The 20,697-nt window shown below is 69.5% G+C and carries 21 protein-coding genes; 11 read left to right on the top strand and 10 right to left on the bottom strand.

The genetic code is table 11. From position 1 onward, the window contains the following. Positions 1–73: 73 nt before the first annotated feature. Entirely contained in the window at positions 74–652 is a 579-nt protein-coding gene (locus tag RMP06_RS13070; RefSeq protein ID WP_310462217.1) for a TetR family transcriptional regulator, read from the bottom strand. Positions 653–745: 93 nt separating this feature from the next. On the opposite strand from RMP06_RS13070, the gene RMP06_RS13065 reads away from it, so the two are divergent. Genes RMP06_RS13065 through fumC form a run of 4 tightly spaced genes read left to right on the top strand, consistent with a single transcriptional unit; the run spans position 746 to position 8,016 of the window. Next, positions 746–2,002, top strand: a complete 1,257-nt coding sequence (locus RMP06_RS13065) for an efflux RND transporter periplasmic adaptor subunit (RefSeq protein WP_310462216.1) — start codon at positions 746–748, stop codon at positions 2,000–2,002. 16 nt (positions 2,003–2,018) lie between these two features. Continuing rightward, positions 2,019–5,189: an efflux RND transporter permease subunit gene (locus tag RMP06_RS13060; RefSeq protein ID WP_310462215.1), complete on the top strand. Its 3,171-nt coding sequence runs from the start codon at positions 2,019–2,021 to the stop codon at positions 5,187–5,189. Beyond that, positions 5,186–6,574, top strand: a complete 1,389-nt coding sequence (locus RMP06_RS13055) for an efflux transporter outer membrane subunit (RefSeq protein ID WP_310462214.1) — start codon at positions 5,186–5,188, stop codon at positions 6,572–6,574. The genes RMP06_RS13060 and RMP06_RS13055 overlap by 4 nt, the downstream gene beginning before the upstream one ends. 47 nt (positions 6,575–6,621) lie before the next feature. Beyond that, complete coding sequence (fumC, locus tag RMP06_RS13050; protein WP_310462213.1) at positions 6,622–8,016, top strand: class II fumarate hydratase; 1,395 nt, start codon at positions 6,622–6,624, stop codon at positions 8,014–8,016. A 14-nt stretch (positions 8,017–8,030) separates the two neighbouring features. On the opposite strand, the gene RMP06_RS13045 is transcribed toward fumC, so the two are convergent. Continuing rightward, the gene (locus tag RMP06_RS13045; protein ID WP_310462212.1) at positions 8,031–8,321 is read right to left on the bottom strand and encodes a hypothetical protein; all 291 of its coding nucleotides are present in this window, start codon (positions 8,319–8,321) and stop codon (positions 8,031–8,033) included. An 83-nt stretch (positions 8,322–8,404) separates the two neighbouring features. On the opposite strand from RMP06_RS13045, the gene RMP06_RS13040 reads away from it, so the two are divergent. Then, entirely contained in the window at positions 8,405–8,983 is a 579-nt protein-coding gene (locus RMP06_RS13040) for a DUF1003 domain-containing protein (protein ID WP_310462211.1), read from the top strand. Positions 8,984–9,012: 29 nt separating this feature from the next. On the opposite strand, the gene RMP06_RS13035 is transcribed toward RMP06_RS13040, so the two are convergent. The 3 genes from RMP06_RS13035 to RMP06_RS13025 are packed head-to-tail and all read right to left on the bottom strand — an operon-like array spanning position 9,013 to position 11,105. Continuing rightward, entirely contained in the window at positions 9,013–9,267 is a 255-nt protein-coding gene (locus tag RMP06_RS13035; protein ID WP_310462210.1) for a CDGSH iron-sulfur domain-containing protein, read from the bottom strand. Positions 9,268–9,293: 26 nt separating this feature from the next. Then, positions 9,294–10,481 carry an OmpA family protein gene (locus RMP06_RS13030; protein WP_310462209.1) on the bottom strand — a complete coding sequence of 396 codons (1,188 nt, stop codon included), beginning with the start codon at positions 10,479–10,481 and terminating at the stop codon, positions 9,294–9,296. Positions 10,482–10,508: 27 nt separating this feature from the next. Further along, a complete protein-coding gene (locus RMP06_RS13025; RefSeq protein WP_310462208.1) occupies positions 10,509–11,105 on the bottom strand; it encodes a sterol desaturase family protein in 597 nt (198 codons plus the stop codon). 170 nt (positions 11,106–11,275) lie between these two features. Between RMP06_RS13025 and RMP06_RS13020 the strand changes: the two genes are divergently transcribed. After that, a complete protein-coding gene (locus RMP06_RS13020) occupies positions 11,276–11,995 on the top strand; it encodes a Crp/Fnr family transcriptional regulator (protein ID WP_310462207.1) in 720 nt (239 codons plus the stop codon). 117 nt (positions 11,996–12,112) lie between these two features. Beyond that, entirely contained in the window at positions 12,113–12,514 is a 402-nt protein-coding gene (locus tag RMP06_RS13015; RefSeq protein ID WP_310462206.1) for a response regulator transcription factor, read from the top strand. On the opposite strand, the gene RMP06_RS13010 is transcribed toward RMP06_RS13015, so the two are convergent. Next, on the bottom strand, positions 12,492–13,124 hold the full coding sequence (locus tag RMP06_RS13010; protein WP_310462205.1) for a response regulator: 633 nt from the start codon (positions 13,122–13,124) through the stop codon (positions 12,492–12,494). The two genes, RMP06_RS13015 and RMP06_RS13010, sit on opposite strands and share 23 nt — an antisense overlap. 80 nt (positions 13,125–13,204) lie before the next feature. Between RMP06_RS13010 and RMP06_RS13005 the strand changes: the two genes are divergently transcribed. From RMP06_RS13005 to RMP06_RS12990, 4 genes are all read left to right on the top strand, one after another. Beyond that, positions 13,205–14,041, top strand: coding sequence for a sensor histidine kinase (locus tag RMP06_RS13005; protein WP_310462204.1), 837 nt, complete (start codon positions 13,205–13,207; stop codon positions 14,039–14,041). A 92-nt stretch (positions 14,042–14,133) separates the two neighbouring features. After that, positions 14,134–14,544 carry a hypothetical protein gene (locus RMP06_RS13000; protein WP_310462203.1) on the top strand — a complete coding sequence of 137 codons (411 nt, stop codon included), beginning with the start codon at positions 14,134–14,136 and terminating at the stop codon, positions 14,542–14,544. Positions 14,545–14,549: 5 nt separating this feature from the next. Then, positions 14,550–14,936, top strand: coding sequence for a hypothetical protein (locus RMP06_RS12995; RefSeq protein WP_310462202.1), 387 nt, complete (start codon positions 14,550–14,552; stop codon positions 14,934–14,936). Next, on the top strand, positions 14,933–15,364 hold the full coding sequence (locus RMP06_RS12990; RefSeq protein ID WP_310462201.1) for a hypothetical protein: 432 nt from the start codon (positions 14,933–14,935) through the stop codon (positions 15,362–15,364). Before RMP06_RS12995 ends, RMP06_RS12990 begins: the two co-directional genes overlap by 4 nt. On the opposite strand, the gene RMP06_RS12985 is transcribed toward RMP06_RS12990, so the two are convergent. The 4 genes from RMP06_RS12985 to RMP06_RS12970 all read right to left on the bottom strand — a co-directional run bounded on the left by RMP06_RS12985 (position 15,328) and on the right by RMP06_RS12970 (position 20,562). Beyond that, complete coding sequence (locus tag RMP06_RS12985; protein WP_310462200.1) at positions 15,328–16,155, bottom strand: diguanylate cyclase domain-containing protein; 828 nt, start codon at positions 16,153–16,155, stop codon at positions 15,328–15,330. The genes RMP06_RS12990 and RMP06_RS12985 overlap by 37 nt on opposite strands. A gap of 14 nt (positions 16,156–16,169) precedes the next feature. Further along, the gene (locus tag RMP06_RS12980) at positions 16,170–19,004 is read right to left on the bottom strand and encodes a cation-translocating P-type ATPase (protein ID WP_310462199.1); all 2,835 of its coding nucleotides are present in this window, start codon (positions 19,002–19,004) and stop codon (positions 16,170–16,172) included. 31 nt (positions 19,005–19,035) lie between these two features. Then, positions 19,036–19,551 (bottom strand): FxDxF family PEP-CTERM protein, encoded by a 516-nt coding sequence (locus RMP06_RS12975; protein WP_310462198.1) that lies wholly within the window; start codon positions 19,549–19,551, stop codon positions 19,036–19,038. 96 nt (positions 19,552–19,647) lie between these two features. Then, positions 19,648–20,562 (bottom strand): ice-binding family protein, encoded by a 915-nt coding sequence (locus RMP06_RS12970; RefSeq protein ID WP_310462197.1) that lies wholly within the window; start codon positions 20,560–20,562, stop codon positions 19,648–19,650. Positions 20,563–20,697: the final 135 nt, after the last annotated feature.

Below are 20,697 nucleotides of genomic sequence, written 5' to 3'. Positions count from 1 at the left end.
ACTACAAAAAGTCTCAAAAAATTCACGTATTCGGCTGCTGCCACCCCCGCACAAACACCTCCATCCCCCCCCGCTACCCCCCCACATCCCCCACCTCGACCGCCCCCAGCGTCGCCCGCGACAGCAACCCATCGACCAGCGCCATGAACCCGACCGACGCCGCCCGCGCATCCACCCCCGCATCGAACACCCCCCGCGCCTGACCGCCCGCGATCATCCGCTCGGTGCGGCCCCGGAAATCCTCCATCGCCGCCAGATGCCGCTCCAGCACCGGCCGCATCTCGTCGCTGTATTCCGTGCAGTGGATCGCGATGGTGAACACCCGCCGCGTGCGCTCGTCGTCCAGCATCCGCGCCATCGGCACCCACGCGAACGCCCGCAGCGCCTCGACCGGGTCCGTCTCTTGCGTGAGGCTCTGCGCCTGCGCGTCGTGCGCTGCTTCGCAGGGCAGGCGCACCCGCTCCATCATCGCGTTGAACACCTCCACCTTGTCCTTGAAGTGCCAGTAGATCGCCCCCCGCGTCAGCCCCGCCGCGTCCGCGATCCGCTGCAGCGACGTGCGCGCCACGCCCTCGCGCAGGAACACGACCTCGGCCGTGTCCAGCAGGTGCTCCCGCGTGCTCGCGGCGTCTTCCTTCGTGCGTCGTGCCACTGTGTTTACGCTCCAGACAACATACATCCGTGAGTGTATGTAAGATGCCCACCATCGTTCCCGATTCAAGCGTTCCTCTGCGAAAACACGGACATGCACCACAAACTCGACTCGACTTCGGTGCGCCGCACCACCGCCGGACTGGCCACCCTGGCCTTAGCGGCGTCCCTGGTGGCGTGTGGCGGCGGAGCGTCCTCCGGGAGCGCCGCCGCCTCAGGCCCTGGCGCTGCGTCTCCGGCCGGACCCGCTGCAGCCAAGGCCCCGCCACCGCCACAGGTCGGCGTGGTCACCGTGCAGCCGCAGTCGGTGGCGATCCGCGCCGAGCTGCCCGGCCGGCTGGAGGCGTGGCGCACCGCGCAGGTCCGCGCCCGCGTCGCCGGCATCGTGCAGCAGCGGCTGTTCACCGAAGGCGCCGAGGTCAAGGCCGGCCAGTCGCTGTTCCAGCTCGACGCCGCCCCCTACCGCAACACCCTCGACAGCGCCGCCGCCGCCGTGGTCAAGGCCGACGCCAACCTCGCGCAGTCCCAGGCCACGCTGACCCGCAACGAGCCGCTCGCCGCCGCCAAGGCCATCAGCCAGACCGAATGGGTCGCCGCGCAGACGGCGGTGAAACAGGCCCAGGCCGATCTCGCCACGGCCAAGGCCGCCGTGCAGAGCGCGAAGCTGAACGTGGACTACGCCGCAGTGCGCGCCCCGATCGGCGGGCGCATCGGCCGTGCCCTCGTCACCGAAGGCGCGCTGGTCGGCCAGGGCGAGGCGACGCAGATGGCGCTGATCCAGCAGGTGGACCGCCTCTACGTCAACTTCACGCAGCCGGCGTCCGAAGCCTTGCGCCTGCGCCGGGCGTTCGAGTCCGGCCAGTTCAAGCGGGCGGGCGGGACGGGCGCCGAGGTGCGGCTGGTGCTGGACGACGGCACCGAATACCCGCATCCGGGCAAGCTGCTGTTCTCCGACCTGACGGTGGACGCCACCTCCGGTCAGGTGACGCTGCGCGCCGAGGTGCCGAACCCGGAAGGCACGCTCCTGCCGGGGCTGTACGTGAAGGTCCGCGTGGCGCAGGCCCAGACCGACAGCGGCGTCCTGATCCCGCAGCAGGCCGTCACCCGCGGCTCGACCGGCGACACCGTGATGGTGGTCGGCGAGGGGAACATGCCCGCGCCGCGCCCGGTGAAGATCGGCGGCGCGAATGGCAGCGCGTGGGTCGTGCTCGACGGGCTGAAGGCGGGCGAGCAGGTCATCGTCGATGGCTTCCAGAAGATGCGCCCGAAGTCGCCGGTCACGCCGGTGCCGTGGACGCCGGGTGGCAAACCAGCACCAGCGTCCGCACCCGCGTCGGCCGCCAGCCGCTGAACCGGAAGGAACCCGCATGTCCTCCCGCTTCTTCATCGACCGCCCGATCTTCGCCTGGGTGATCGCGCTGTTCATCCTCGTGCTCGGCGCGGTGTCCATCACGCGGCTGCCGATCGCGCAGTACCCGACCGTCGCGCCACCGTCCCTGGTCATCAACGCCGCCTATCCGGGCGCATCGCCGCAGGTCTTGGAAAGCGCCGTGCTCGCCGTCATCGAGCGCGAGATGAACGGCGCGCCCGGCATGATCTACATGGAATCCACCGCCCAGGCCAACGGCACGGGCGCCATCACCGTCACCTTCGAGCCGGGGACGAATGTCGAACTCGCGCAGGTCGAGGTGCAGAACCGCCTGAGCCGCGCCTCGCCCCGGTTGCCGGCGTCGGTGGTGCAGCAGGGCGTGCGGGTGGACAAGGCGCGCTCGAACTTCCTGATGTTCGTCTCGGTCACGTCCAAGAACCCGGCCTACGACCCGATCGCGCTCGGCGACTACGCGGCACGCAACATCGTGCCCGAGCTGCAACGCGTGGCTGGTGTCGGGCAGGCGCAGCTCTTCGGCACCGAGCGGGCGATGCGCGTCTGGATCGATCCGGCCAAGCTCGCCGGGCTGGGCCTGTCGCCCAACGACGTGAACAACGCCATCCGCGCCCAGAACGCGCAGGTCTCCGCCGGCTCGATCGGCGAGCTGCCGCACATCGCCGGCCAGACCATGAGCGCCACGGTCGTCGTCAACGGCCAACTGGAGAGCGTGGACGCCTTCGGGGCGATCGTGCTGCGGGCGAATGCGGACGGCTCGTCGGTGCGGCTGCGCGACGTGGCCCGCATCGAGCTGGGTGCGCAGAGCTACGCCACCTCGGCGCGGCTGAACGGCGTGCCTTCGACTGGCGTCGGCGTGCAGCTCTCGCCGACCGGCAACGCGCTCGGCACCGCGACCGCGATCCGCGAGCGCATGGAAGAACTCAGCCGCAGCTTCCCCGAGGGCGTGGCCTTCGAGATCCCCTACGACACCTCGCGCTTTGTCCGCATCTCCATCGAGCAGGTGGTCAAGACGCTGGCCGAGGCGATCGCGCTGGTGTTCCTGGTGATGCTGCTGTTCCTGCAGAACCTGCGCTACACGCTGATCCCGACCATCGTGGTGCCGGTCGCCTTGCTGGGCACCTTCGGCGTGATGCTGCTGGCGGGGTTCTCGATCAACGTGCTGACGATGTTCGGCATGGTGCTGGCGATCGGCATCCTGGTGGACGACGCCATCGTCGTGGTCGAGAACGTCGAGCGGATCATGGCCGAGGAAGGACTCAGCCCGCGGGACGCCACCGTCAAGGCGATGGGCCAGATCACGGGCGCGGTCATCGGCATCACCGTGGTGCTGATGAGCGTGTTCGTGCCGATGGCGTTTTTCAGCGGCTCGGTGGGCAACATCTACCGGCAGTTCTCGCTGTCGCTGGTGGCGTCGATGGCGTTTTCGGCCCTGATGGCGCTGACGCTGACGCCAGCCCTGTGCGCGACGTTCCTGAAGCCGGTCGATCCAGGCCACCACGAGAAGCGCGGCTTCTTCGGCGCGTTCAACCGCACGTTCCGCCGCACCGCCAAGGGCTACGAGGGCTGGGTCGCCGTGGTGATCCGCCACGCGGCGCGGTATCTGGTGATCTTCGCGGTGATCCTGGGCGCGGTCGGTCTGCTGTACCAGCGGCTGCCCACGTCCTTCCTGCCGAACGAGGACCAGGGCTATCTGCTGGTCAACGTGCAGCTCCCTCCGGGCGCGACCGCCGAGCGCACCCGCGCCGTGCTGCAGCAGGTCGAAGGGTTCTTCATGCAGCAGCCCGAGGTGGACAAGGTGACGACCGTGCTCGGGTTCAGCTTCTCCGGCCAGGGGCAGAACGCCGCGTTGGGCTTCATCACGCTCAAGGACTGGAAGGAGCGCGTCGGCCCCGCCCATTCCGCGCAGGCGGTGGCGGGGCGGGCGTTCGGTGCGCTGATGGCGGTGCGCGATGGCTTCGTGTTCCCGCTGAGTCCGCCGCCGATCCCCGAACTCGGCACGGCAACCGGCTTCAACTTCCGCTTGCAGGACCGCGCCGGCCAGTCCCGCGAGGCGCTGGTGGCCGCACGCAACCAGTTGCTCGGCATGGCGCGCGACAGCAAGGTGATCGCCGGCGTGCGCCCGGACGGGCTGGAGGACGCGCCACAGCTTCGGCTGGACATCGACCGCGAGCGCGCCTATGCGCAAGGGGTGAGCTTAGATGCCATCAACGGCGTGCTGGCGACGGCGATGGGCTCGGCCTACGCCAACGACTTCCCGAACCAGGGCCGCCTGCAGCGCGTCATCGTGCAGGCCGATGCCACGGCGCGGATGCAGCCCGAGGACTTGCTGAAGCTCCAGGTGCCCAACACGCGGGGGCAGCAGGTGCCGCTGTCGGCGTTTTCGACCGTGGCCTGGGTGACCGGGCCGATGCAGACGGTGCGCTACAACGGCTACCCGGCGATGAAGCTCGGCGGCGACGCGGCGCCCGGTCACAGCACGGGCGAGGCCATGGTCGAGATGGAGCGCCTCGTCGCGCAACTGCCGCCGGGTTTTTCCTTCGAGTGGACCGGTGCGTCCCGCGAGGAAAAGCTCTCCGGCTCGCAGGCGACGGTCCTGCTGGCGTTCTCGATGCTGGCGGTGTTCCTGTGTCTGGCGGCGCTGTATGAAAGCTGGAGCATCCCGCTGGCGGTGCTGCTGGTGGTGCCGCTCGGGGTGCTCGGCTCGCTGGTGGGGGTGAACCTGCGCGACATGCCGAACGACGTGTACTTCAAGGTCGGGCTGATCACCGTGATCGGCCTGTCGGCGAAGAACGCGATCCTGATCATCGAGTTTGCCAAGGACTTGCAGGCCGAGGGCAAGGGGCTGCTCGCGGCCACGCTCGAAGCCTGTCACCTGCGCTTCCGGCCGATCCTGATGACCTCGTTCGCGTTCATCCTCGGCGTGCTGCCGCTGGCGATCGCGACGGGCGCCGGCTCGGCCAGCCAGCGGGCGATCGGCACGGGCGTGATGGGCGGGATGATCGCGGCGACGGTGCTGGCGGTGTTCTTCGTGCCGGTGTTCTACGTCGTCGTGCGCAGGATTTTCCCCGGTGGCCATGTGGCGCCGCACAGCACGGCGCTGTCGTCGCCTTCGACCGACGCGGTGGCGGATCTGCTGAAGGACCAAGCATGAACAGGGCGCTGAGAAGCATCGAATTTGCCGTGGCCGCGCTGATGCTGGCCGGCTGCACCAACCTCGCGCCGCGCCATGAGCGCCCGGCCGCGCCGATTCCGGCCCAACTGCCGCTGCCCGCAGAGGCGGCGGCGTCGGCCGCGACAGGGGCGGTGACGCCGCTGGGCTGGAAGGCGTTTGTGCAGTCGCCTGCGCTGGCGCGGCTGGTGGAGCAGGCGCTGGCGCAGAACCGTGATCTGCGGGTGGCCGTGCTCAACGTGCAGCGTGCCGAAGCGCAGCTTGGCGTGGCGCGGGCGGATCGGCTGCCGACCGTCAACGCTGGCTTGATCGCTTCGGCCACGCCCAATGCCTCGACGGGCCGGCAGGTGCAGAGCTACACCGCGGGCGTGCAGGTCACCGCCTGGGAGCTGGACCTGTTCGGCCGCATCGCCAACCTCGGTGACGCCGCGCAGGCACAGGTGCTCGCCACCGAAGCCGGCCGCCGCAGCGCGGAGCTGGCGCTGGTCAGCGCGGTGGTCTCCGGCTGGCTGACGCTGGGCGCGGACGCCGAGCTGCTCTCGGTCGCCGAGCGCACGCTGGCCAGCCGCGAGGCCAGCCTGAAGCTCGCCAAGCTGCGCTTCGATGTCGGCGCCGCAGCGGCGCTGGAGCTGCAGACCGCGCAGAGCCTCGTCGCCCAGGCCCGCAACACGCAGGTGCAACTGCGCCGCCAGCGCGAGCTGGACCTGAATGCGCTGGCGCTGCTGACGGGCGGGCCAGTGTCTGCGGAGCTGCTGCCGGTGGCCGATGCGGGTGCGGGTGCGGGTGCGCTTGCGGCGGTGCCGGTCGGGCTGGCATCCGACGTCCTGCTGCAGCGCCCGGACGTGATCCAGGCCGAGCAGTCCCTCATCGCCGCCAGCGCCAACATCGGCGTGGCGCGGGCCGCGTTCTTCCCGCGCCTGTCGCTCACCGGCAGCGCGGGCCAGGCCGGCAGCCGCCTGAGCGACCTGTTCCAGGCGGGCAACTTCGCGTGGTCGCTGAGCGCGTCGGCGCTGGCGGCGATCTTCGACTCGGGCCGCAACCAGGCGAACCTGAACGTCGCCAAGGTGAACCGGGACATCGCGGTGGCGCAGTATGAAAAGGCCGTGCAGTCCGCTTTCCGCGAGACGGCCGATGCGCTGGCGGGCCTGTCGAGCTGGCGCGAACAGCTCGACGCCCAGCGCCAGCAGCTCGACGCCGCCCGCGAGATCGCCCGGCTGACCGAGCTGCGCTACACGAACGGCGCGGCGAATGTGCTGGAGCGGCTCGACGCCGAGCGCAGCCTGCTGGCGGCCGAACAGGCGCTGGTGCAGACGCGGCTGGCCGAGCAGGTGAACCGGGTCGGACTGTTCAAGGCCCTGGGCGGTTGAGGCCGTCCGCGCCACAATCGGCGCACTCCACTCCCAGGGCTTCCGCCATGACCACCCGCACGGAATCCGACACCTTCGGTCCCATCGAGGTGCCAGCGCGGGCCTTGTGGGGCGCCCAGACCGAGCGCAGCCGGCGCTTCTTCGCCATCGGCGAGCAGCGCATGCCGCTGGCCGTGGTCCACGCCCTGGCCGACATCAAGCGGGCAGCGGCGGAGGTGAACCACACGCTCGGCCTGCTGGATGGGCCACGGGCCGAGGCCATCGCGGCGGCGGCGGCGCGGGTCGCGGCGGGCGAGTTCGATGCCGAGTTCCCGCTCTCGGTCTGGCAGACCGGCTCGGGCACGCAGAGCAACATGAACGCCAACGAGGTCATTGCCAGCCTGGCCTCGCTGGCGCTGGGCGGCGCGCTTGGCACCGACCGGCGCGTCCACCCGAATGACCACGTCAACCTTGGCCAGTCGTCCAACGATGTGTTCCCGACGGCGATGCACGTCGCGACCGTGGTGCAGGTGCGTCCGCTGATGGCCGCGCTGACCCGCCTGCGTGGTGCGCTGCAGGACAAGGCCGAGGCGTTCCGCGACACGGTCAAGATCGGCCGCACCCACCTGCAGGACGCCACGCCCGTGACGCTCGGGCAGGAGTTCGGCGGCTACGACGCGCAACTCGCGCTGGCCGAAGCGGCGCTGCACCACGCGCTGCCGGCGGTCCACGCGCTGGCGATCGGCGGCACCGCGGTCGGCACGGGGCTGAACACGCATCCCGAGTTCGGCGCCCGGGTGGCGGCGGTGCTGGCGGCGCGGCTGGGCGCGCCGTTTGTCGTCGCCGACAACCGCTTTGCCGCGATGGCCGGGCACGAGGCGCTGGTGGGGCTGCATGGGGCGCTGCGGATGCTGGCGATCGCGCTGAACAAGATCGCCAACGACCTTCGCCTGATGGGCAGCGGGCCGCGGGCCGGGCTGGGCGAGCTGCAGTTGCCCGAAAACGAACCCGGTAGCTCGATCATGCCCGGCAAGGTCAACCCGACCCAGGTCGAGGCGCTCACCATGGTCTGCGCGCAGGTGATGGGCCACGACGTGGCGATCGGCATCGCCGCCAGCCAGGGCCAGTTCGAGCTGAACGTCTACAAGCCGCTGATCGCCCACGACGTGCTCGACAGCCTGCGCCTGCTGGGCGACACGATGGCGAGCTTCTCGGCGCACTGCGTCGAAGGCTTGGCGGTGAACGCGGCGCGCGTGGACGAATTGCTGCACCGCTCGCTGATGCTGGTCACCGCGCTGGCGCCGCACATCGGCTATGACCGGGCGGCGCTGATCGCCAAGCATGCGCACCAGAACGGGCTGGACTTGCGCACAGCGGCGCTGGCGGTGGGTGGGGTCAGCGGGGCAGAGTTCGACCTGTGGGTCGATGCGCGGGCGATGATCGGCCCGGCGCGCACGCCGTAGCGGCTGCCAAACGCCTAAACGCTCAAGGTGTAGACCGTTGCGGCCGCACGCTCGGTCGTGCTGTGGCCGGCCAGGGCGCTGTCCCATTCCGCGCCTGCCGCGCCCTGCACCGGGGTGAGTCCATGCGTCATCGAGCCGGTTTCCTCCGTGCTGGCATCAAACTCGGCCACTTGCACCCGCGTGTCGAGAAACAGCCGGGCCAGGACACTGCCGGCCGACTCGATCACCACCAGATAGCGGGCCGCCGGCCGCAGTGGTGTCTGTGCGTGCCGGGCGTGGGTCTCGATGCCGTATCCGTGGTCCATGGTGTCACCTCTCCTTGCTGGGTCTTGCTGCTATTGCTCGGTCTGGCTGGGCGATGATAAGGTTTGAAGGAGCCGAACACCCGATGTCTGCACGCCACCACTCCCACGAAGAAATCGCTGCCAAGTTTCTTGGCAAGCCCTACGCCCACCTCGACCCGCGCACGCAGAAGGTGGCCCGCCATGTCGCCGAGCGCCTGCGCATGGCCCACAGCGCCTCGGCCGATCTGGACGAGGAACACGCCACCCGTGGCATGCGCGCCGCCGACGCGGTGGCTAAGTTCGGAGGCTCGTGGACCTTCGTCGGGCTGTTCGCGGCGGTGATGTTCGGGTGGGTGGCCGTCAATGCCTACCTGCTGGTGCGCCGTGGATCGACCTTCGACCCCTATCCCTACATCCTGCTCAACCTGTTCCTGTCGATGCTGGCGGCGATCCAGGCGCCGATCATCCTGATGTCCCAGAACCGCCAGTCGCAGAAGGACCGCATCACCGCCGAGCACGACTACGAGATCAACCTCAAGGCCGAGCTGGAGATCATGCTGCTGCACGAGAAGGTCGACACGCTGCGCATGCACCAGTGGGATGAACTGCTGGCGCTGCAGAAGGAGCAGCTTGCTCTGCTGACCGCGCTCCACCCGCCCCGCAACCCGCCGACCGCGGGTTGAGACGCGGCGAGCCGGACGGATCGCCTGCGTTACAGCACTGCTTTCTTGTGCGAGCCGTCGCACAGCGGCGCGTGTCCGGTGGCCTTGCAGCCGCAGAAGTAGACCGTCGCGGTGGCCTCCGCCGTGTACTGGACAGGGGTGAAGACGCCCCCTGCCTTGTGCGAGCCATCGCAGAAGGGCTGCGACTGGCTCAGGCCGCAGGCGCACCACCAGTAGTCCTTGCCTTGTTCCACGTTGACGGCGAACGGGGTGTCGGAGGCACGATGGGGAGTGGGGAATGTCATGGGGAATCCTCAGGTTCAGTGGGTGATCAGCGTGTGCCGGTCACTTCGATCTCGACACGCCGGTCCGGCTGCAGGCAGGTGACGAGGGCCGGCGTCTGGCGGGTGCCCTTGCAGTCACCCGGCTTGGTGACCGGGGTGGACTCGCCCTTGCCGGTGGCCGTGATCTTGGCAGGGTCGATGCGCCCGGTGGTCACCAGGTGGTCCTTGACGGCGTTGGTGCGATCCAGCGAGAGCTTCTGGTTGTAGGCCGGCTTGCCGAGGCGGTCGGTATGGCCTTCGACGCTGATCGTCTCGTACTGCGTTCCGGACAGGTCGCTGGCGAACTTGTCGAGTGCTGCGCGTCCTTCGGGCTGCACGTTCGACTGGTCGAAATTGAACAGCGACTCGGCCGAGAAGCTCACGCGGCTGCGCGGCGGTGGGGCGGGCGGCGCCACTGGAGCGGCCACGATGACCGGGGCCGGTTCCGGCGGCGGGGGCGGTGCGGCGGCGACCATTGGCGCGGGTTCCGGCGCCACATAGGCGGGCTCGGGTGCCGCGGCCATCTTCATCGGTTCGGGTGCCCGGCCGAAGGGAAAGACGACGCTCATCGACACCACGTTCACGCCGCCCCGGTGTCCGACCGAGTCGTTGACCTGGTAACGCTCGACCTCGCCGCGCACAAGGAAGGAGGGGTTGATGGCGTACTGCAGCCCGACGCCGAGCTTGGCGTTGGTTTCGCGGGCGCTCGGGATCGGGTTGAGCGGGGTGACGGCACCGGTGCCGCGGAAGTTGCCGCGGGTCTTGGCGTAGTGCGCACCGATGCGGCCCAGCACGGACAGGCGATCCGTCACGGGCAAGGTGCCGACGAGGTCCAGGTGGGCGCCCTGGTTCTTGATCTCGCCGATGAGGCTGCCTGCGGGCACGGTGGTGGCGTTCAGGCCGAACTTGCCGAGGTCGAAGAAACCGGCTTCCAGACCGAAGTTACGGCTGAACTGGTAGCCGCCGAACACGCGGTAGGCAGTGTCGGTTTCGTCGCTGGTGACGCTGGAGGTGGTCAGGCCGAGGCCGAGCTGGCTGGCGGCGATGCGGTTTTCATCGACCTTGGCGCGGGATTGTCCGACCGACAGGCCGCCGTAGGCGTAGGGGGCTGCGCGGAGCTGGGCCAGCGCAGGGGCTGCGCTCAGGGCGCCGAATCCGGCCAGCATCAGCGTGGCCAGCTTGGTCAAAGTGCGCATGTCGTGCATTGTTCTCATGGTCGTCCTTCAGAGCGTGGTTCTGTGCGAAGGATCTGTTGTATGGGCGCTGGGATTGACGGTCTGTACGGTGCCGAACACGTGGTCCCAGAACGACGTGGTCACGCCGTAGTACGCGGGCCACTCGCCGCGGCGGTGGTGCAGGGCGTGCCAGCGTTTGCGCTCCTTCAGCCACGGACCCCTGGCACGCCAGTGGTGGATGGCGTGGTGGGTGACGGTGTAAAAAAGGTAACCAATCAGCACGCCCTGGGTCAGCGCCGCCGCGGGCCACAAGCCGAAGGCCCACCACGTCGGCAGGAACACCAGCCCGCCGATCAGCCCCGCGCTCACCACCGTCGGTGCGCAGATCAGCGCCGAAGGGCGTTCGTGGTGCGCGGTGTGCCAGCGGCTGAACGGGGCAATGCTGTGCAGCACGAAGCGGTGCGCTCCGTACTCCATTGCGGTCCAGGCCACTGCGCCGACCAGCACACAGGCGGACAAGCCCAGCCAGTGCGCCCGGGGTCCGGCCAGCAGCAGCAGGGACGCCAAAGCCACCACCGCGGCGCTGTAAAGCACCGCATCGGTCTGGTAAGCGGTCTTGCTGTGTTCCAGCGTGAAAAGATACATTGGGTTCCTTGGGGGCAGGGTTTTCGCCAACCTAGGTGGTGGCCGGACCACTGTCTGTGCGGTAACGAACAATGCAAATCACGTCCGCCGCCTATAGTTCACGGGCCCTAACCTGTCTGGCCGCTGCCATTGCAGGCCCCAGTCCCGATCTGTCTCGGAACCCTCTACCGATGTCCAATCCCTCCGATCCGAGCCTGAACCATCTGCTGGCCGCCTTGCCGACCGCCGAGCTGGGACGTTGGCTGCCTCAGCTTGAGTGGATCGACATGCCGCTGGGACAGGTGCTCTACGAGTCCGGCCGCACGCTGAGCCATGTGTACTTTCCGACCACCGCGATCGTCTCGCTGCTGTACGTGATGGAAAACGGTGCCTCGGCGGAAATCGCCGTCGTCGGCAACGAGGGGCTGGTGGGCATCTCGCTGTTCATGGGCGGCGATTCCACGCCGAGCCGTGCCGTGGTGCAGAGCGCCGGGGCCGGCTTCCGGCTCAGGGCAGCGCTGATGAAGGATGAGTTCGACCGCGCCGGGCCGGTGATGCACTTGCTGCTGCGCTACACCCAGGCGCTGATCACCCAGATGGCGCAGACCGCGGTGTGCAACCGCCACCACTCGCTCGACCAGCAGCTCTGCCGCTGGCTGCTGCTGAGCCTGGACCGGCTCTCGGGCAGCGAGCTGGTGATGACCCAGGAGCTGATTGCCAACATGCTCGGCGTGCGCCGCGAGGGCGTGACCGAGGCGGCGCTCAAGCTGCAGTCGACCGGGCTGATCCGCTATGCGCGCGGGCGCATCACGGTACTGGACCGACCGGCACTGGAGACGCGCACCTGCGAGTGCTACGCCGTGGTCAAGCGCGAGTACGACCGGTTGTTGCCCGACAAGCTGGCGGTCTGAAGTCGTGCGTGCGTAGGCGTTGTCCGACAGCGCAATGGTCGTTCCGCCGGATGGTGGCTGCGCGAGATTGCACGTAAGCTCGGCGCGGATCTTCCTTGCCCCGCGCGCCGTCCCTCCATGCCTTCGCCTCCGCTCAAGACCTACATCGTCGAAGACAGTCGGGTAATCCGCGAGAACCTCATCGCCACGCTCGAAGAGCTGGTGCCGGCCGAGGTGGTCGGCGTGGCCGAGGACGAAGCGACAGCGGTGCAGTGGCTGACCACGCCACACCACACGGCGGAGCTGGTGATCGTTGACATCTTCCTGAAGGGCGGTTCCGGTCTGGGCGTGCTGCGGGCACTTCAGGACCAGTTGCCGCGCCGCACGCTGGTGGTGCTGAGCAACTACACGACGCCGGACATGCGCCGCAAGTGCCTGGCGCTGGGCGCCGACCGGGTGTTCGACAAGTCCTATGACATTGACGCGCTGATCGCCTATTGCACCCGGCTGCTGGTGGCTACTGAATCAGGCCATTCTTGAGCGCGTAGTAGGTCAGGTCGCTGTTGGAGGCCAGCTGCATCTTCTCCATCACCCGGCTGCGGTAGGTGCTGACGGTCTTGACGCTGAGCGACAGGCTCTCCGCAAGGTGGCCGATGGTCTCGCCGGCGGCCAGGCGCAGGAATACCTGCAGCTCGCGCTCGGAGAGGTGTTCGTGCAGCGGTTTGTCGTCGCCCCGGCCGAGGCCCTCGGCGAGCTGTTCGGCCACGCCGGCGGTGATGTACTTGCGGCCACGGCAGACGGTGCGGATTGCCTTGACGATGTCCTCGGGGTCGCAGTCCTTGTTCAGGTAACCGCTGGCGCCCTGGCGCAGCAGCGTGGTGGCGTAGTGTGCTTCCGGGAAACCGCTGAGGATCAGCACCGGCAGATCGGGCGCACGGGCCTTGATCGCGGCCAGCGCATCGACGCCGCCGTGGTCCGGCATGGCGATGTCCATGAGGATGACATCCAGCTCGCCACGGCGCACGATGTCCAGTGCCTCACGGCCGTTGGCGGCTTCGCCCACGACGGAAAAATCCGGCTGGTCGGCGAAGAACTGACGCAGTCCGGCACGCACCATGGGGTGGTCGTCGACGATGGCAATGCGAATCATGGGGTGGGGTGCTCTCCGTGGCCCATGATCCCACCGATTACCTCCGATGGACCAAACGGATCACACCGGGAGTGCCCGCGATGAACCTCGAACTCTGGCTCGGTGCTGCTGCGGTGCTCGCCAGCCTGGTGGCACTGGGTGTCTACGGGCGCCTGCGTGCGCTGCAAGGTGCAGTGCTGCGCGAACACGCGCAACAGCTGAAACAGATGCGTGATCAGGAGCGCGTGCAGCTCGACGCGCTGGTCCGCCAGCGCACGGCCCAGCTCATCGAGCTGACCCATCACCTCCAGACCGCCCGCGAGGACGAGCGCAGCCGCCTGGCGCGCAATCTGCACGACGACCTCGGCGCGCTGCTCACGTCGGCCAAGCTCGACGCGGCGCGCATCCGCCCGCGGCTGGCCGGCGCGCCGCCCGAGGCGCTGGAGCGGCTGGCGCACCTGGTCGAGATGCTCAACGGCGCCATCGCCCTCGGCCGCCGCATCATCGAAGACCTGCGCCCGTCCACGCTGAACAACCTGGGCCTGGTGGCGACGCTGGAGATCCTGGCGCGCGAGTTCGCGGAGCGCTCGGGTGTCGAGGTGCATTGCGCGCTGGTGCCGGTGCCGCTGGGCGCCGCGGCCGAGCTGGTGGTCTACCGGTTGGTGCAGGAAGCCGTCACCAACATCAGCAAGTACGCTGCGGCGCGCCATGTCTGGCTCGACATGGCACCGCGGGGCGCCGAGGTGGAAGTGCTGGTGCGCGACGACGGGGTGGGCTTCGATCCGGCCGTGCAGCGTGGCTCGGCTTACGGGCTGGTCGGGATGCGCTACCGCGTCGAGGCTGTGCACGGCACGCTGGAGGTGCTGTCCGCGCCGGGGCAGGGCACCGTGCTGCGGGTGCGCCTGCCGGGCCTGTCGGTCGCGTCCTACGCCGCCTGACGCGCTTGCCCGACAGAGGGGGGGGCCGGCCGCTGATGTCGGAGTCCGGTGGGTCGGACCACACTGGGTCCAGGCAACCCGAAGGACACCCGATGTTTTCCAGCAACTCCTCCTCTTCCCCCTCTTCCCCCGCCTCCACGGATGCGGCCGTCAACCATTTGGCCGACCAGGCCGCCGAATCGGCCGACCACGCGATCAAGGCCGCCCAGCGCGTGGCTACCGACGCGCTCGACAGTCTGGCGGGTGCCATCCAGGCGCTGCGCGCACAGGCCGAGCCCCTGCTGGACGGTGCCGCCGACCAGGCCAGCTCGATGGCCCACCGCGGCCTGAATTCCCTGCACGACAGCTCCCGGTACTTGCGGTCCTCGGCCCGGCATGCCTCCGAGAACACGGTCGGCTACATCCGGCACGACCCCGTCAAGGCGATGCTGATCGCTGCCGCCACGGGTGCGGCGCTGATGGGCCTGCTCGGCCTGGTGCGCGGTTCGCACCACCGCGACTGATCGCCATGGCCCACGCCCTGCTTCACCTGATCACCACCCGGCCGCAACTGCTGGCCGATCACGCCCAGGCCTACGCGGAACTGGCGAACGCGGACCTTGACGCCGTCACCAGCGTCTGGAAACGCCAGATCCGTCTGGCAGCCGTGGCGCTGTGCAGCACGTGTGTGGCGGCGGTGCTGGCCGGTGTGGCGCTGATGCTGTGGGCGGTCGTGCCGGCCGTGCAGATCGAGGCGCCGTGGGCACTGGTCGCCGCGCCGCTGCTGCCCGCCGTGGTCGCGCTGTGGTGTCTGCTGGCGGCGCGTGCTGGCGGTGACCGGCAGCCTTTCGGCAATCTGAAGGAGCAGGTGCAGGCCGACCTGCTGATGTTGCGTCAGGTGGGGGCCGCGTCGTGAACCTGAACGCGTCGAGCGCAGTCGACCGGCTCGGCCAGTCGCGGCGCCAGTTGCAGCGCGCCTTGCGTCTGGACGCCCGCGCACCAGCCGCGGTGAGTGCCAGCGCTGACCTCGCCGCCGACCTTGCCGCCGATGCGGTGCGCGGCTGGTGGATACGCCATCCGCTGCGCACGGGTGGCGCGGTGGCGGTCGATGTGGCCAACGCGGTCTTGCGCCCGGTGGCGCAGCGCCATCCGCTGGGACTCGTCGCGGGTGCGGTGCTGGTGGGCGGACTGCTGGCCTGGAGCCGTCCATGGCGGTGGGCTGGCCGACCGGGGCTGGTTTCCGGGTTGTGCCACCACATCGCGCGTGAGGTGGTGGCGCAGGCGCTGCCCCACGTGCTGCCTCAGTCTCAGGGTTTGGCGTCGATGCGGTCGAAGAAGATGTAGCCGCACTGCTGGCGCTTGGCGCTGTACATCGCAGCGTCTGCGCGCCGCAGCAGCAGCTCGGCGGTGGCCGCATCGTCCGGGCAGATCGCTACACCAATGCTCGGCCGCACCATGAGCTGCAACTGGTCGATCACCACCGGCGCCGACACGGTCTGGAACAGCTTGCGGGCGAGTTGGTGGAGCTGTTTCCGGTTTCGCAGGTCTGGCAGCATGCAGGCGAACTCGTCCCCGCCCAGGCGGCTCATCACGTCGTTGGCCCGGACGGCATGGTGCAGCCGCGCCGCCACGATCTGAAGCAGCGTGTCCCCGGTGGCGTGCCCGTACAGGTCATTGATGTGCTTGAAGCCATCGAGGTCGAGGTAGAGCACGGCCAGCGCTGGCTGCAGGCTGTTCCGCTGCGCCAGGACACGGTCGAGCCGCTCCCGAAAGTCACCGCTGTTGGGCAGGCCGGTGAGTCCGTCGTGGCGCGCCAGGCGGCGGGCGCGCTGCTCGCCATCGCGGGTACCGACCAGCTCGACCTGGACCCGGGCGCGCTCGTGGTGCAGCGCGGTGTGCAGTTGCTCCAGCGCGGCAGCACAGTCGAGCATGACCGACTGGCACGCTGTGCTGTGCGTGCGCAGCCGGGCCTTGACCGCGTCCAGCATCAGATTCCAGTCCTGGGGTGCAATGTCCACGTACGCACTGTCCGGCGGCACGGGCGGCGGGGGCTGGTGCTGGTGCGGCTGCGGCTGCGGCTGCGGCAGGAACGCCAGTGTCTGGGGGTGTCGCGTTGCGGTTTCGGTACTCGGCATGGTCAGGACTCCCATCAGGTGCCTATTTGTACCGAATCGGGTCGCGGGCGTCTGTGCGCCATCGCACGTCGAATTCCCTTGCGCAACTCGCTGAACCACAGCACCCCGCTGGCGATCGCGATGCACATGCCCCATTGGGCCGCCGGCATCGGCCGCGTGCCGAAGGCGAGGTTCAGGACTCCGATCTGCACCACCGCCACCTGCAACAGCGCTGACAGCACCACCGCCCCCCACAGCCACCGGTTGGCGAACAGCCCGCGCAAGGCACTGATGTGCTCCGAGCGCGCATTGAAGGCGTTGAACAGCTGCGCCAGCACCAGCACGGTGAACGCGGCTGTACGCGCCTGGTCGAGCGACTGCGTGCCCTCGATCCACCCGCCAGGCAGGTACAGATCCAGCGTGAACAGCGTGAGCAACGCCATCACCACGCCGATCTCGACCACCCCCGCCCACAGCCGTCCGTCGATGACCCGCTCGGTCGACTTGCGCGGGGGCCGCGCCATCACGTCCTCGGTCATCGGATCGACGCCCATGGCGAGCGCCGGGCCGGCGTCGGTGATGAGGTTGATCCACAGGATCTGGGTCGCCAGCAGCGGCAGGGCGACCGCACCGCCGTCGCCTTTGAGCCCGAGCACGCCGGCCCCGACGAGACCGAGGAAGACCGTCAGCACCTCGCCCAGGTTCGACGACAGCAGATAGCGCAGGAACTTGCGGATGTTGTCCAGCACGCCGCGGCCCTCGCGCACCGCATGGACGATGGTGGCGAAGTTGTCGTCGGCCAGGATCATCCGGGCGGCGTCCTTGGTGACCTCGGTGCCGGTGCGGCCCATGGCGATGCCGATGTCGGCGGCCTTGAGCGCGGGCGCGTCGTTGACACCGTCGCCGGTCATCGCCACCACGTTGCCGTCGGCCTGGAGCGCGGCGACGATGCGCAGCTTGTGGCGCGGCGCCACGCGGGCGTAGACGCTGGTGCGGCGCACGGCGTCGGCCAGCCCGGGCTCGTCCAGTGCATCGAGGTCCGCGCCGGTCAGCACGGGTGCGCCGGCTTCGACGATGCCGAGATCGGCGGCGATGCGCAGGGCGGTGCCCGGGTGGTCGCCGGTGATCATGATGACGCGGATGCCGGCGCTGTGCGCTTCGCGGATCGCCACGGCGGCTTCGGGCCGCGGCGGGTCGATGATGCCGACGGTGCCGACGAAGACGAGGTCGCGCTCCAGTGTTTCGGGCGCGGCGGCCATGTCCTCGTCCGACCGGAGCGGGCGGTAGGCGACGGCCAGCGTGCGCAGCGCCGCGTCCGACAGGGTGCCGACGTCGGCCAGGATGTGGCGGCGGCCGTCGTCGTCGAGGGCGACCGTCTCCAGCCCGACACGCGCCTGGGTGCAGCGCCCGAGCAGCACGTCCGGCGCACCCTTGGTGATCAGCACGCGCAGGTCGCCGTGGTCGTGGTCGAGCGCGACCGTGGACATCATCTTGCGGTCCGAGGTGAAGGGCAGCTCGGCGATGCGCGCGAAGCGTGTGGTGCGGCGTGTGTGCACGCCCAGCTTGCGCTCGGCCACGAGGAAGGCGGCCTCGGTCGGGTCGCCCTGGATCTCCCAGGCGCCGTCCGCGGTCTGGCGCAGGTCGGCGTTGCTGGCCAGGCTGCCGCCGCTGAGCACGGCGATGTGTTCGTCGCGCAGCGGACCGGCGGCGAGTTCAGCCCCCTGGTGCTCGACGCGGCCGTCCGGCACGTAGCCGACACCGGTGACGTGCGTGCCGCCCGAGGCGGTCATCACGCGCACGATCGTCATCTCGGCGCGGGTCAGCGTGCCCGTCTTGTCGGAGGCGATCACCGAGGCCGAGCCCAGCGTTTCCACGGCTGCCAGCGTCTTGACGATTGCCTGGCGCCCGGCCATGCGCTGCACGCCCATCGCCAGCACCACCGACAGGATCGCCGGCAGTCCTTCCGGCACGGCGGCCACGGCCAGCGACACGCCCAGCAGCAGCACGCGCACCAGGTCGGCCGGCGTGTGCGTGTCCGACATGGCCAGCACCGTGCCGACCACACCAACCGCGATCACCACCGCCGCCAGCCCGAGCGCACGGCCGATACGGGCCACCTCCTTCTGCAGCGGGGTCGGTGCGGCGGTGGTGGCGTCGAGCAGGGTGGCGATGGCGCCCATCTCGGAGTCCATGCCGGTGGCGGTCACCAACGCCCGGCCGCTGCCCTGTACCGCCGCGGTGCCCTTGTAGACCATGCACAGCCGATCGCCCAGGCTGACCGCGTCGGGCAGCGTGGCGGTGTCCTTGAGGACGGCCGCGCTCTCGCCGGTGAGCGAGGCTTCCTGCACGTGCAGCGCAGTGGCCTCGACCAGTCGCGCGTCGGCGCCCACCGCGTCGCCCTCGGCCAGCACGAGCAGGTCGCCACGCACCAGATCGGCGCTCGGGATGCGCTGGAGCTGGCCGCCACGCAGCACCGACGAGGTCACCGCTGTCATCCGCGCGAGCGCCGCGACGGCGTGGTCTGCCTTGGCCTCCTGCAGGAGGCCGAGCACGGCATTCAGCACGACGACCAAGCCGATCACGGCCGCGTCCACCGGCCAGCCATGGCGCCCTTCGAGGGCCCAGACGCCGGTGGCGATGGCCGCCGCGGCGAGCAGCAGCAGCACCAGTGGGTCAGTGCCCTGTGCCAGCGCCCGCTGCCAGAGGCTGGTGCGGGTGCTGGAGCGCAGGGTGTTGGGGCCGTCCTGCGCGCGGCGGCGGGCGGCCTCGTCTGCGCTCAGGCCCTGGGTGAGATCGCTGCCCAGGGCCTGCGCCACCGTCTCGGGGGTCAGCAGCGAGGGATCGTCGAGGGCGGTGCGGTCGGGCGGCATGGGGGTGTCCGGGCCGCACCGCCTGGCCGGATCAACGGATGCGTCGGCGGCCGAGGAAGCCGATGACCCCCAGACCGGCCAGCATCATCGCCAGCGAATCTGCCTCTGGCACTGGCGAGACGGGCAGCAGGGTCGAGCTGAGGGTGTAGAAGCCGCCCAGGCTGCCGACACCAGCACCAGTGACTTCGTAGTAGTAGTTGCCCAGGGTCAGGATGCCAAAGGCGTGCGAGATGCTGCCCGTCACGTCGTTGAAGGCGAAGCTGCCGACAGCGGCGTCCACGGCTCCCTCCTCCTTGAACAGCGACACCTGGCCGCCAGTGATGTTCAGGGCGCTGGTCAGGTTGTTGGAGACCGCCGTGCTGAACAGGGTCTCCGCAGCGGTGAGGCTGAACAGATAGGTGTCACTGAAACTGCCCATCGGCATGAGGACGGAGGCCACTTCGAGCGGGCCGTGTGTGCCCCAGTCGGTGGTGGCCGCCTGGGCGTTGAAGGCGAGCGTGCTGGCGAGGGCGGCCGTGGCGGCGAGGAGAGCGGGATGGGTGTGCATAAGGTGCTTTCGGAAGAGGGTTGACAGCGGAAAGAAACTCCATCGTTCCATCGGGTTATTGCGGCGTCTGTGCCCTGGCGCACATGACTACCCGCCTCAGGGGGTGTTGCGTGCAGGCTTCCCGCGCGTGGCGGCCAGCCCCGCCAGCCCCGTCAGGAACAGCATGGCTGTGGCGGGTTCCGGCACCGGCGTCACCGGGCCGCCGCTGAAGCCGAGGCTGCCGCCATCGACGAGGCCGGTACCGAAGTCCTGCCCAACGCAGTTGGCCGAGACGAGGTTGTCCGTCAGCGTGACCGCACCGTTCAGGCCGATCGCCCGGCCGCAGAGGATCTGTGCGCCGGGGTTGAGCGTCACGCTGGTCAACGCCAGCAGGTTGCCGGCGAAATCGGTGCCGGTGCCCAGCGTGGCGGAGCTGCCGATCTGCCAGTAGATCCCGCTGCCGGCGGTGGCGTTGAGGACGCTGATGAACGAATCGGCCGCGGTGGTCAGCGTGCTGCCGATCTGGAACACGAAATTGCTACCCGGATTGGTTGCGAAATCGAGCATGAGCGTGCCGGTCAGTTGCGCCGAGGTGTCGAAGCGGTAGACGCCCGGTGTCAGTGTGGTGAGGCCGGGTGAACCCATCACCTGGCCGGTCAGGTTGGTGCCGAAGGCCAGGCCGGCGAGCGCGTTGTAGGCGGTCGTGGCGTCGATGAGGGCCGCTTGTGCGGTGGCGTCGTTGGGATGCACGGTGCCGCCGTTGACGTTGATGCCGGAGAACAGGCCGGTGATCGAGGCGCCGGGGCTGGTGCCGAGGTCACCGAAGATCTGCGTGGGCGGGTTCGGGGCGCTGTGGGCATCGGTCACCGTGGTGCCGGCGAGCACCGCGAAGGTCTGGGCCGAGCCCAGCTCGGGTGCGGCCTGTGCGGGCAGGGCGGCCGCCAGGGCGATCACCGCCGCGAGGGCGATGGCCGTTGAGGCCGGGTGTGACGGGCGTGACGGGCGTGAAGGGCAGATGATGGGGGTGCGCATAGGGTACTTTCAGATTTTCCGGACAGACGGCCGGCGCGTGCATCGGGTTAAGACTCTTGTAGGCGTGGGGGCTGCGGACGGTCTGTGCGGCAGCGCACATGCCGCCACCCGGAATCGGGGGGGTCAACCAGGTAT

This window comes from Sphaerotilus sp., from assembly GCF_031429695.1.
Lineage (GTDB): Bacteria > Pseudomonadota > Gammaproteobacteria > Burkholderiales > Burkholderiaceae_C > Sphaerotilus.
This window is presented reverse-complemented; position numbering and strand designations above follow the sequence as displayed.